This is a genomic window from Priestia sp. RMT2NF4 (assembly GCF_047872835.1).
Lineage (GTDB): Bacteria > Bacillota > Bacilli > Bacillales > Bacillaceae_H > Priestia > Priestia zanthoxyli.
In genome coordinates, this window is record NZ_JBLQZO010000020.1 from 1 (window position 1) to 10,209 (window position 10,209).

A 10,209-nucleotide genomic window follows, 5' to 3' on the forward strand; every position below is an offset into this window, starting at 1 on the left:
CGGTGGTTCGAGTCCACTTAGGCCCACCATATTCCACAGTAGCTCAGTGGTAGAGCTATCGGCTGTTAACCGATCGGCCGTAGGTTCGAGTCCTACCTGTGGAGCCATACTGGTCCGTTGGTCAAGCGGTTAAGACACCGCCCTTTCACGGCGGTAACACGGGTTCGAATCCCGTACGGGTCATCTTAAAAGCAGTTTGCATTTGCAAACTGCTCTTTTATTTGTGGTAGATAAATGATGGGTTTTTATATGGTGAAAAAAGAAATAAGCTGTTGCAGCTTCTGCTGTAGGTTTAGCTATGATAGCCATCCCGTCAACAGTACCGAATTTAGGGGGGCTACTGAATCTACAGAAGTTGGAAGAGAGGAAATGCTTAATCCTGTAGCTGTTGGATAAAAAATTGCAGATACGGATAAAACAGTTGACAATTAAAGTTTGTTTATTAAGGTAAATATGGAAAAAATATTCTCCTAATTTGATTAAAAATTATACTGGATAATATTAACAAAGTGAGAATCGGAAAAAATTTCTTTTTAACTTTCCTATTGATAATTCCTTCAAATGGTACTCAGTATTAATTCTTTATTTATACTCCATAACGTATTTTATCTGGTTATTTATTGTTTGTATAAATTTAACATTGGTTATAAAAAAATGAGGTGTTCGTAAAAGTATACGTTTGCGAACTTTTCTTTTTTATAAGAAATCTATTATTTTTATCGTTCGTTTAAGTTTGAAAATTAATTACGAACGTTCTCTGTAATTTATACACTTTTACGAACGATTTTGGTAAAATAAGATGAAGAGAATCACAAAAGGAGTATAAAAATGGAAAATAGAAGATTTGGATACATACGTGTAAGCAGCCGAGATCAAAATGAAGGTCGTCAACTTCAATTGATGCAGGAAGTTGGGATTTCTCCTCGCGATATTTTCATTGATAAACAAAGCGGAAAAAACTTCAATCGAGAACAATATCAATTATTAAAACGAATGATTCGTAAAGGGGATATCCTTTATATTCATTCTTTAGATCGTTTCGGTCGCAATAAAGAAGAAATTCTCCAGGAATGGAATGCCATCACAAAAGAGATTGAGGCAGACATTGTAGTTTTAGATATGCCGTTGTTAGATACAACTCAGTATAAGGACAGTCTGGGAACGTTTATTGCGGATTTAGTCCTGCAAATTCTGTCTTGGATGGCTCAAGAAGAACGAGATCGTATTCGTAAGCGTCAACGTGAGGGAATTGATGTTGCGTTAACTAAGGGTATATCTTTTGGGCGCCCCAAAGCTCAAGTCAGCGAAGAATTCATTGAGGCTTATAATCGATGGAAGCAAAAAGAGATTACAGCTGTACAGGCAATGAAGGAAGCAAATGTAAAAAAGACAACGTTTTATAAATTAGTAAAACAATACGAAAATAAGATAAATATGGAGACTATTTAAATAAGAAGAAAATAGTTAAAACAACGTATATATTAGCATCAGAGTCCTAAGTGAAAAAATATTATGTTTTATAGGAAAGATTTACGTAATATCTATTCGGTGAAAAATTTACTTATTTTCGTCATGGAGAGCTAGTGTTAACATTTTTTGTTAGGTTGTTTTTCATTACATATTATTCTACACGCTATTTTATCTATTAATCTCGTATTAAAACAATGAAAAAAGGAAATACTGTTTTTAAAAAAGAAATGATAAAGGGGTTAATAGTTTATGGAAAATAATATGTTCAATGAAATGAGTCAAGCTGAAACAAGTATATCTGATGAAATGTTAGCCGAATTGTTCCTGAGTCAAGTAATGAAGGATTTCAAAAAAGGTAAAATCCTTGAAGAAATTGATCAGTCCTTAAGGAATAAGGACAAAGAAGCTTTTTTACGTTTAACGGATAAACTTAAATCTGCATCTTAATAAAAGAGTATAAATAGGAGTTCATCATTTACAATAATAAACAAATAAACCGAATTGAAATCCTTTATGAGAAGTTAAATAAGGGGGTAATCATCCGTTATTATGGTTTAGCCTCAATATAGGGAGGATACTCAGCCGGGGGATATCTTCCTGTTACGATTAGTACGTAAGCAAACATACAGAAGATACTAATTGCTCCTATTACTAAAACAAAGCGAAGAAACTTCTTCATTTTTTTATGTCTTTGGAACTCATTAAAATTAATAATAGTACTCATAAAAATCCTCCTTGTCTTCTTTTTAGAAATATATTATAAAAAAGAAGATAAAACCACCTTATTTAAAACTTACTGGGTAGTTTTATCTTCCAATATAGCACTAATTTATTTTAGCTAAACCAACTTAGGTTAACTCCGCTTTTCCAAAGTAATAGCCCGTCCAAAATATTAGTAATAATGTCTTCTTACTCGACGAACACTGATACTTTCTAAACTAGTAACATTTCTATTTCCAGAATTATCTTCCCATACTAAGAAACCATTTTCTACTCGAATAAACGTACCGTTTCCATCAAGTTGTCTTCCAGCAGAAAAAACTTGAATTTCATCTCCTCTTCGAAAACCATCTAACCTAGAACGAGATGTACGACGGTCTCCACTACGACGTCCTGGCATAACTTCACCTCTAAATAACCTTATAGTACATGCTATGAAGAGAATGAAATTTAGTATAAGCAAAATGCTTACTAGTGAAAAAATATTTTGACAATGTGAAAATTGGTTATACTTGTACATGCCAATTTTTTACTTCCGAATACTATACAATATGTATATCAATAACCTCCAAACCTTTTGATATGAACGGCAAAAAACTCCTGATTTTGATGGCAATCAGGAGTTTTTCGAATTCGTAAGGAATACATCCTAAAACAACTCTATCCAATAATGACAAGAAGAATAACTAAAACAATTAGAATGGCAAAACATCCACCATAACTAGAAATACTATCACTACTTTTTATAAAACTTAAGTAAAGGAATAGGAATACAAATTACATGGACTAACGCATTATATGTATCTGTAAATATTTATAAGCATGTTTACTCCTAGAATTCAATTTAAAAAGATTGCTGCTATTTATTATTAGTTTCTTTCGTATTATAAATATAAGAGTATGAATACATAATTAACAAATAAAAAAGCTAGCACAAAGCTAACTCTTTTAAACGATAAATAATAATTAAAAGAAAGATAATCTTTAATTATTAGCAACCACCGGCAAAGCCGCCAAAACAAGAAGCGCCGATAATGATTAATAAAATAAACAATACGATGATCAAAGCGAAACCACCGCCAAAACCACAGCTGCCTCCACCGTAACCATAGCCGCAACCGCCACCATAACCTCCAAAGAACATACATTCACCCCCCCATATGCTTAATACTTTTAGAATATGTATAGAAAATCAAAATGCTCCCCGTATTCCTCAAGCGTTGAACTAACAGGAGTAACGATATGTAATCAGCAAATTTAATTTTATAGAAATATATATAAACCCTTTAGATTAGTTTACATAGAATGAAAGAACCATACCCTTTAATTTCAGCAGATTAGTTCACCTCCCTCACGAATTTGTAGTTGTTAAAAAGGAGAAAAACTCCCTGATGCCCGGGAGTTTTTCTCCTTTTTAGAATATATATCATGTGTATGTTTAATTAATATAATAGATTTTATTGGAATTCATTATTTAGAAAGGTTTTGAATATTATTAGAGAAGGCTCTTGGAATGCCACTTCGATAAAGCCATCTCTAATTTAAAAGAAAAAACAATCTGTCTTCCAATACAGATTGTTTTTTCTTTTTTGACTTTGTAAATTATGAAGGTGAAAAATAAGGTTAAAAGGATTCTAAGTGTGAGACGAAAATTATTCGAACTACATAATATTCCTTTATTTTCCTTCAGGTAACTTACCTATTGAGAATAAAATTTTATTTTTTAAGCAAACGACTCAAGATGTTTCTAAATATTCACATATACCATTAAATTCTGTAACAGAAAAACCCTGCCCCTTTTGATTGAGAAGAGCTAGGTTTTTCTATTTTTTAGGATGACTATGAATATACAACCTTAGTTAATATACAACTTGTTATCTGAACAAAAAAACATTAGAGACTAAGAACTCTAATGGCTTTTTCTATAGGAAGGCATGTCAAAATGCTATTCTTATAAAGACTCACCTTATAGAAATACTAAGTTTTATCACCCTTTAAACAACTGAACCCAATAAGCTCTGTATCGATTAGATTCTAGGCCAAGAACATAACCAATTCCGGTGTACTTATAATTTGCATTTAACATACTAGCATAATGGCTAGGACTATTTTTCCAACCTTCAAAAGCTTCTTGAGGAGTTATATAACCAGCCGCAATATTTTCAGCAGCATATTGATACGAACCACCAAAATTTTTTAACATTTCAAAAGGTGTACCATATTGAGGACTATAATGTGAAAAATAGTTATTATCTCTCATATCAGCAGCCTTCAAATTGGCAACTCTGCTCAACTTTAAATTAATCATAAGAGGCGCAATATCAGATTTCTGTCTTTCATCGTTTACTAAAGACACAACTTGTTCTTGAAAACTTTGATGTAGAACAGAAACGTCTGCAATATTATTCACTTTTGATACTCTAGATTTCTTTGATTGATACTCTGTTACACTATTTGCTATTATTTTACTTTTAGACCACCTTGATTTCATAAGTCTCATTCCATCCCTAATTAGTATGAAATATAATATTCTAAATCAATAATATTGTTTGTATGCTTGTCCTATGACATTAAGATCATTTGACAAGTGAGATAGTTAAGATAGAACAATGGCTTAACCTTATTAGAAATTTTGGTTTTCCTATTGTTATTACTTTTTATCTTCTACTACGCTTTGAAAAGAAAATAGCTACTAGTATTGAAAAAGGGTAGGACAAGTAATGAACAATTGATCTATGTACTACTCAGTTTTTAATTAATTTCTTAGTATGAATACTGCCTAATAATTAGAGCAAACTACCCAAGACGCCGTGAGGTGTCATAAAATAGCTCTCCATTCCTTACGAGGATAGAAACAGCCATTGGATTAGGTCAGGTGGTTTTTTCTGTTTTTAAGCTGTATAAGATATACAACCTTAGTTAACATAATCGTTATTATAAGAAGTATCTAAAAAATAAAAGCACTCGTTTAAATCAAAGGTGAGTGCTTTTATTTAATCTAATAATCCCTTTTCCTTAAATACTTTTCTCAGAGTTTTGTTTACCAATTCAGATTTATAGCTCTTAAGAACTCAATCAATGATACTTAACACATCATCGTCAAAATAAAACCCTCCATAGACTCTTTTCGAACGGTCTTTTTGATTTTGTAGCAAGATATCAATTGCATCTACTTTACTAGCATTGATACTAGCTTTTAAAAAGATAGTACCAGTAATTTTACTTTCATTTATATTACTAATACTAGCAAATATTGAGTGAAATCAATCTTTATCTCAGTAGATGAGCTTTTTGGAATTTTAAAATACTTGTTCTAATATAAGACAAGCATACAAACATCTTATTTATTGGTGAATAAAATATATAGAAATCAAAGAAAGAGGTGATTAACATGGAAAAATATAACTGTCGTTACAATAGTAAAGAAGATAAATATTATTTGGACAAGTCATATCCTCAGAAAAAATCAAAAGACTATTATAAAAACAAAAAAAATAAGAAAACCGGAGAAACACGAACCTCATCCACCCCACAGAACCCTTTACCTTCTACACCCCCATTGTCTACTAAACTTTCACCACCTAATTTTTCACCGCCGTCTACACTTATACCGCCTATTAATCCTCCTAATTTATAGTTTTTTGAACAAATATGTATCTATGACAATAGATAAAGGGAAAAGCACAAATAGCTTTTTTATAAAAGTATAGGAAATTTTAATGGAAAGGAGCAGGATAATTATTGATTATTACATCTTATGAACCACAACTTATAAATCTTATAAATCAAGAAAGACGAGCACAAGGATTATCTCCATTACAGACTGATAGTCAATTAACTCAGTTGGCTAGAACTAAAGCACAAGACATGTCTCAATATCAAACACCTACACACTATAGTCCTACACTTGGAGGAACTGAGATTGATCAACTAAACAATGCTAATATTTCATATGAAGAAGCAGGTGCAAATATATTTTGGGGGAACGGCAAACAATTTACACCTGAAGAAGCTGTTACATGGTGGATGAATAGTCCTGGACATAGGGCAAACATCTTAAATCCTAATTTTACTCATATTGGTGTTGGATACGATTACTCACCTAATGCACCAACTCAAAATAGTTTCTCAATGATTGCAATACGTAAAACACGACCCCAAAATGGTTGGGTGCAAGAAAATGGAAAATGGTACTATTATGTTAATGGCACTTTCCAGACAGGATGGGTGCAAGTTGGTTCCAGCTACTACTATTTCGATAATACAGGAGCTTTTACAGGATGGGCATGGTATCAAGGAACTTGGTACTACTGGAACGGTTCATGGTGGCGTTGGAACGGTACTTCATGGGAATCTGGGAGACCGCCAGCATAAATGATACAATTTTTAATCAAACTACTCAAGACGTCGTGAGGCATCTACGGATTTTCTTATTCGAATTTCACACAAAAAACTTCCTTAACGCATTGGGAGAGTTTTTCTGTTTGTATAGTTCCACTATATTAATTAAAGTTAACTAATTTTTTAGAATATCAACGCTTGTCCAAGCACTTGTAATTAATTTGAATATAATAAATCATAATCATCCTATTTACGATAACAAGAAAGCTACTGGCACTTGCTGGCCAGTAGCTTTCTCTATTTTAAATTGTATATTCTATACATTATTAGTTAACATAATCACTCTTTCTGGAAGACATAAAAAAAGGAACCCCTTGCAGCGCAAGGGGTTTGTTGAGTCATCTACATATCCTTTACGTTGTATTTTGACTAACGACATATCTTCAACATAATAAAGAAGCAAACTCTCTCTTACACCAAGAATGAGGTTTTTTCTTTATTTTAAAAGAACTGTTGTCTTAAAAACAGATGTATGCCCCGCGGACATGTACTCAGAAATCACATATTATAATATATGATTTTATTAGTTATATCAAAGAGCTAGGCTTTCCAATCGCATTATCTTTTTACTTACTCATTCGAATTGAAAGTAAGTTAGAGAAAATTACAGAATTACTTCAAATTCTTATTGGAAAAAGGACAAGCTATAATTTAATTCACTTATTCAATAGCTCAGTAAAAAACTTTCTTAGGGAATATAAATCTTATTAATATATCTACAGATATCTTTTTTCGTTCTTTCATCATTTTCATAAATAAAATGGTACTCTAGGCAGCATCTGGTGGGTGGAATGGTGATTTCTGGTTGAGAATGTTTTGGCTTGAATACTTTTGCTTTTCTATACAGATCTTAAACACCTTTTTTAAACTAAAATATATTTGATATATAGTGTCTTCGCTTTAACTCTTCCAACTTTACCAGATGAGAACTTTCATCTAATCTGGATTCATATTTTCTCGGTAATAACTTAATTCGGATTATCTATAATGAAGGGATCTTAAATTATAAATGCTATTTGGTGAGTGAAATATACCTTCAATGATTCCAACATTTGTGGTAGAAACCCCTTCGCCAACTCTTCATAGTTGGTAATTCTCCTTAGTGTTTTGTATCGTTTATAAATGAATTTCTATTCTATAAACGATTATCGTTATAAAAAGCGCAGATGCACATGAGTTAGAAAAAGATGTTGTAAAAAAGAAAATGAAAAACTATGAAGAAGCCAATCCAGAATTAAAAATTGTGATGAAAAAAGGACATGGTGTAATCCAATGATGAGGTCCTCCAGATTTATGAAGGTAAATAAAAAACTCACAAGAAAAGCTCCAATAATGGAATGAAAAGTAACAAGATCTAGCCATGAAGTGAAAAAAAGCATGGGGACGCAAAGGGGACATGGCTCCAAAACAGGGGGACATAAAGGGGACATCAGGATTTTAAAAGGGGCGTACATCAAAAAAAGGGGACGCGAAGGGGACATTTAGCTACTTTCTTTGCTATCACGGTTTTGCTAGGCTTTGTCTAGCCTATCGCACCCTGTGATAGCAAAAACCCCTTATGCTCTTCTCTCTTATTTAGTGCAGAACTACAATTTACAGAAAAGAAACGAATGTCATGGATATGTTTTTACGAAGCATTGATCCAGTTCCTATGTGAAAATTAATGAACTAGTGAAAGAACATGGTATGTCTCGTCAAAAATTTTTGAAAGAACAGTTTAAGTTATTCTCATTTTTTGAAGAGTAAACAGCACGAGAAAAAAGGCTAAAAGGTTTAATCGGTTAGAACGTTCAATTAATCAATCAAGGTGTGAAAACAATGGGAAAGGTGAACAATATTTTACGTAAACTGATGGGAGATGTAGAGGGGAAATGGGAATAAGATGATGCATGATAACAACAAATTATTGGATGTAGTTACTGAAGAACATTGTTAAAAAAAGCGTGTAATTAATAAGTAGGTTAAATTAATATCTCTATAAAAAACTCATCAACTACATAATGTATACAGCATGTAGTTGGAAAGATGGCAGGAAGATAAAGCCTCTGTATTGAATGTGTATACAAATTGTATATATGAGGTGATAAGGTTGGGGAAACTAGATAAATACGCTCGTCAATCAAAAACAAAAGAACCAAGTAAGGTGTTGCCTATTAGGTTGCCGGAAAGTATATATGAGCAATTCCGTCAACTTTGTGATGAGCTAGGACTATCTATGTCAGAAGCTGGTTTCTTACTAATTAGAGAAGAATTAGAAGATAGTTTATACAACAAGACTACAAATGAAGTTGCTGTGACTACAGAGCGTATACAAGATCCTATACATCATGAGAGCACCCCGTATACAAAAAATAATACAAGCAAACCTTCCTCATTTTCTACAAGATGGACGTCAATCGATTATGAGATTGAAAATGAATTGCCATGTCCTCTATGTCATCATTGGTATAGCAAAGCCAATTTTTCTCGTCATGCGAAAAATCATAATACTACTACGAAAGAACTTTTAGAAAGCAATGAAGAGGTAGTTTATACAATGATTAATGAACGTAAACTAACTATGTAAGGACATATGTAAATATTAAATGTAACCTCTTGTTTCTTTTAATAGTATTTTCTTCTGGTATGCTTTCTCTAATTATTTGTTCACCTAACAATGGCTAATCAATGTTAAATTTTTTATGAAATTTAATATTATTGGACAGGCACACAAACAATCTATAGATAAATGAATAAAATATTGTATAAATAAAAAAGGAGTGATTATTATAAAAAGCTACCGTCACTATAATAAAAACGATGAATTATATTATGTAGAAGCTTCTTATCCATGTAGAGGTTCGTATAGTAAGAAAAAAGATAATGACAAATTCTTTGTTGAAAATCATACAATTGAAGGTTTTGGAACCAATTTAACAGGAAACGTCCCGTTAACTATTGCAGTTCCTGCTAATGCTACAGATGTAAATGTTTTTGAAGATTTTACTAACAATCATAACAAAACGCTTCTTCAACTATCAGCTGTAACTACTGGTCTTACAGTGTCAATTTTTATAAGAGGTTCTAGAATGCCTATTTCAGCTACTATACCTGCAGGTGCTACACGAGCTTTTCAAGTTGAAAATTTTGAAAGACTAACTGTTTCGAATCCTTCTGCTACTACCGAAGGAACGCTACTTGTCTTCATTCAAAAAACATTTTGTATGGGTTGTAATAATCAAAACAAAAAACATAACAAAAACTGTTTTTTCTAGGACGTTAATAAAAAAAACGTTGGACAAATTTTATTTGTTCAACGTTTTTTATTTGCAAAGACCCTCAGATAATATAATTACTGGAAGTATATAAAAAATTGGGGTTAAGCAAAAAGACTATTAGCTCGAGAGCTAATAGTCTTTCAGTATAAACCTAGTTGTAAACTGCTAACACAAAAGTTCAAGTGGCTTAATTGTTATAACTTTTACTACATTTGCATTTATTTTTATCATAGTCTTTTTCATAAAAGACAACTTTATCTTTGCCATAATCTTTTTCGTGTTTATCTTTGCATTTATCTTTGCCATAATCTTTTTCGTGTTTATCTTTGCATTTATCTTTGCCATAATCTTTTTCGTGTTT

The 10,209-nt window shown here is 32.0% G+C and carries 13 protein-coding genes and 2 tRNA genes; 10 read left to right on the forward strand and 5 right to left on the reverse strand.

The window, feature by feature from the left end; all coding sequences use genetic code 11:
- The first annotated feature begins 32 nt into the window (after nucleotides 1-32).
- From ACMX9J_RS27380 to ACMX9J_RS27395, 4 genes are all read left to right on the forward strand, one after another.
- Nucleotides 33-107 (forward strand) — tRNA-Asn (locus tag ACMX9J_RS27380).
- A 4-nt stretch (nucleotides 108-111) separates the two neighbouring features.
- A tRNA-Glu gene (locus ACMX9J_RS27385) sits at nucleotides 112-183 on the forward strand.
- Between the two features lie 645 nt (nucleotides 184-828).
- Entirely contained in the window at nucleotides 829-1,449 is a 621-nt protein-coding gene (locus ACMX9J_RS27390) for a recombinase family protein (protein WP_221778286.1), read from the forward strand.
- Between the two features lie 270 nt (nucleotides 1,450-1,719).
- On the forward strand, nucleotides 1,720-1,917 hold the full coding sequence (locus ACMX9J_RS27395; protein WP_047749635.1) for an IDEAL domain-containing protein: 198 nt from the start codon (nucleotides 1,720-1,722) through the stop codon (nucleotides 1,915-1,917).
- A 100-nt stretch (nucleotides 1,918-2,017) separates the two neighbouring features.
- Here the strand turns inward: ACMX9J_RS27395 and ACMX9J_RS27400 are convergent, their stop codons facing one another.
- From ACMX9J_RS27400 to ACMX9J_RS27420, 5 genes are all read right to left on the reverse strand, one after another.
- On the reverse strand, nucleotides 2,018-2,194 hold the full coding sequence (locus tag ACMX9J_RS27400) for a hypothetical protein (RefSeq protein ID WP_182421866.1): 177 nt from the start codon (nucleotides 2,192-2,194) through the stop codon (nucleotides 2,018-2,020).
- Between the two features lie 168 nt (nucleotides 2,195-2,362).
- Nucleotides 2,363-2,590 (reverse strand): hypothetical protein, encoded by a 228-nt coding sequence (locus ACMX9J_RS27405; protein WP_221778289.1) that lies wholly within the window; start codon nucleotides 2,588-2,590, stop codon nucleotides 2,363-2,365.
- Nucleotides 2,591-2,850: 260 nt separating this feature from the next.
- On the reverse strand, nucleotides 2,851-2,937 hold the full coding sequence (locus tag ACMX9J_RS27410; RefSeq protein ID WP_182421870.1) for a YjcZ family sporulation protein: 87 nt from the start codon (nucleotides 2,935-2,937) through the stop codon (nucleotides 2,851-2,853).
- Between the two features lie 244 nt (nucleotides 2,938-3,181).
- Complete coding sequence (locus tag ACMX9J_RS27415) at nucleotides 3,182-3,334, reverse strand: YjcZ family sporulation protein (protein ID WP_182421864.1); 153 nt, start codon at nucleotides 3,332-3,334, stop codon at nucleotides 3,182-3,184.
- A gap of 843 nt (nucleotides 3,335-4,177) precedes the next feature.
- The gene (locus tag ACMX9J_RS27420) at nucleotides 4,178-4,681 is read right to left on the reverse strand and encodes a CAP domain-containing protein (protein WP_416226447.1); all 504 of its coding nucleotides are present in this window, start codon (nucleotides 4,679-4,681) and stop codon (nucleotides 4,178-4,180) included.
- 89 nt (nucleotides 4,682-4,770) lie between these two features.
- Between ACMX9J_RS27420 and ACMX9J_RS27425 the strand changes: the two genes are divergently transcribed.
- From ACMX9J_RS27425 to ACMX9J_RS27450, 6 genes are all read left to right on the forward strand, one after another.
- Nucleotides 4,771-4,902, forward strand: a complete 132-nt coding sequence (locus ACMX9J_RS27425; RefSeq protein ID WP_416226448.1) for a YvrJ family protein — start codon at nucleotides 4,771-4,773, stop codon at nucleotides 4,900-4,902.
- A gap of 679 nt (nucleotides 4,903-5,581) precedes the next feature.
- Nucleotides 5,582-5,827 (forward strand): hypothetical protein, encoded by a 246-nt coding sequence (locus tag ACMX9J_RS27430; protein ID WP_416226449.1) that lies wholly within the window; start codon nucleotides 5,582-5,584, stop codon nucleotides 5,825-5,827.
- 104 nt (nucleotides 5,828-5,931) lie between these two features.
- Entirely contained in the window at nucleotides 5,932-6,564 is a 633-nt protein-coding gene (locus tag ACMX9J_RS27435) for a CAP domain-containing protein (protein ID WP_053001451.1), read from the forward strand.
- Nucleotides 6,565-7,059: 495 nt separating this feature from the next.
- The gene (locus ACMX9J_RS27440; protein ID WP_416226450.1) at nucleotides 7,060-7,302 is read left to right on the forward strand and encodes a YvrJ family protein; all 243 of its coding nucleotides are present in this window, start codon (nucleotides 7,060-7,062) and stop codon (nucleotides 7,300-7,302) included.
- Nucleotides 7,303-8,671: 1,369 nt separating this feature from the next.
- Nucleotides 8,672-9,157, forward strand: a complete 486-nt coding sequence (locus tag ACMX9J_RS27445) for a hypothetical protein (RefSeq protein ID WP_416226451.1) — start codon at nucleotides 8,672-8,674, stop codon at nucleotides 9,155-9,157.
- Nucleotides 9,158-9,350: 193 nt separating this feature from the next.
- Nucleotides 9,351-9,845 (forward strand): exosporium protein D, encoded by a 495-nt coding sequence (locus ACMX9J_RS27450; protein ID WP_080963346.1) that lies wholly within the window; start codon nucleotides 9,351-9,353, stop codon nucleotides 9,843-9,845.
- Nucleotides 9,846-10,209: the final 364 nt, after the last annotated feature.